This window comes from Bacteroides sp. GD17, from assembly GCF_038448625.1.
In the GTDB taxonomy this organism is placed as follows: domain Bacteria; phylum Bacteroidota; class Bacteroidia; order Bacteroidales; family Bacteroidaceae; genus Bacteroides.
Map to the genome: position 1 here is coordinate 1 of NZ_JBCEZS010000058.1, position 921 is coordinate 921.

Sequence of the window (921 nt, forward strand, 5' to 3'; positions counted from 1 at the left end):
GATTGGAGAGCCTGCAATACGCCTGACAGACCCATTATTTAGAGAATGGGCATTAAATTATTGGGACAGCGATGGAGACGGCTGGATTATGCCAGAAGAGGGAGAAGTATCTAAAATTATCAATTTCCAGAACAAACCATGTAAGGGAGAAGTGTTCGACTTCCGAGAGCTTGTATTAGGATATGTAATCAATGGTACTTCGTCCTATGTACCTAATGCACGAATTGTATATGTGGGCAGAGAGACTTACGAAAAGGATGGAATAATCAATGCCATGCAGATTCATTCTCCAGTACTTGAAGAGTATTATATGGGGCCGGACGCAAATACAATTGGCACCGGACTGTTCCAAGATTTAACAAACCTCAGGAAGTTCCGGTTTAATGACAAGTTGAAAACCATATCAGGTGTAGCCTTCGAGAACTGTGCATCATTGGAAGACATCAATGAGATACCAGACACCTGTACTACTATATGGGGACAATACAGCCAGGCATCTTTCCATAATTGTACTGCCTTGAAAAGCATTACTATAGGCAGAGGAATGCAGCGCATTGGCGCCTTCACTTTTATGGGATGTACAGCTATGAAATCTTTCTATATCAAAGCCACAACGCCACCACAACTTGACAGCAGGGTATTTGATAACAANCGCCTTCACTTTTATGGGATGTACAGCTATGAAATCTTTCTATATCAAAGCCACAACGCCACCACAACTTGACAGCAGGGTATTTGATAACAATCCTTGCAATATATACGTCCCTCGTGGTTGCGGTAGTGCCTATAAATCTGCGACAAATTGGAGTGCATTGGCATCAAGAATACAAGAATATGATTTCTAATTTAATAAAGGATATGAAAACAGAAAAAGTTACAATGACCGTACTAAAAGCGGCAGAGGGGAAAGTACTTCGGCGT

2 protein-coding genes are annotated in these 921 nt (G+C 41.4%); both read left to right on the forward strand.

Annotated elements, in window-relative coordinates:
- Positions 1 to 310 precede the first annotated feature (310 nt).
- Positions 311 to 724, forward strand: coding sequence for a leucine-rich repeat domain-containing protein (locus tag AAE250_RS23710; RefSeq protein ID WP_446715786.1), 414 nt, complete (start codon positions 311 to 313; stop codon positions 722 to 724).
- Positions 725 to 735: 11 nt separating this feature from the next.
- Positions 736 to 921 (forward strand): hypothetical protein (locus tag AAE250_RS23570; RefSeq protein ID WP_342289515.1); only part of this gene is annotated, 186 nt, incomplete at its 3' end.